This is a genomic window from Cupriavidus consociatus, assembly GCF_017814975.1.
Taxonomy (GTDB): domain Bacteria; phylum Pseudomonadota; class Gammaproteobacteria; order Burkholderiales; family Burkholderiaceae; genus Cupriavidus; species Cupriavidus consociatus.
Window position 1 is genome coordinate 1 of sequence record NZ_JAGIQA010000160.1, and the last position, 635, is coordinate 635.

At 62.7% G+C, this 635-nt stretch carries 1 protein-coding gene; it reads right to left on the bottom strand.

Annotated elements, in window-relative coordinates; translation table 11 throughout:
* Positions 1–599, bottom strand: a 599-nt coding sequence (locus J8I82_RS39980) for a recombinase family protein (protein WP_284183263.1), incomplete at its 3' end; no start/stop codon positions are given.
* Positions 600–635 lie beyond the last annotated feature (36 nt).

The following is a 635-nucleotide window of genomic DNA, read 5'->3' on the forward strand; positions in this document are numbered from 1 at the left end:
TCGCATTCCTGATAGCGACGCTCGGCAAGCGCGACCTCATACTCGGCGCGTTCGATGCGCATATGCCACTGACGCATAATGGCGTGATCACGCTGCTCGAGTTCGTTCAGGGCGGTCACGGCGAGTTCGAGTTCGGCTGGCCGCAGGGCCGCGAGCACTGCTTCGCCGATCGCGTTGTCAAGCAGGTCGCTGCGCACGCTCATGCAATCGGTTGTCGCCAGCCCCTCGCGGCGGCGCGCATTGCAAAGGTACAACGGATAAATGCCACCGTTACCCTGGTAGCGCACGGTCAGCGCTCGGCCACAGCAGCCACAGATCAGCATCCCCTGTAGCAGTGCCAATCCTTCGCGTGCCGCCCCGCTGAGCATGGTTGCTTCGCCGTTGGTCCGATTGCGAGCCAGGCGCGCCTGGTTGCGCTCGAATTCCTCCGGGGTGATATAGCCTTCGTGATGGTCGGGCAGATGGACACGCCAGTCCGGCTTAGGTACCGGCTGCACTCGCTTATGAACCTCTCCCTGAGGCGTGATGCGCTGACGATATTGGTAACGGCCGAAGACGTAGACGCCCGCATACGAGGGATTCCGGATCAGACCGAGCACGCGTTCATGGCGTAGGCGCCCCCAGATGAGTCGACC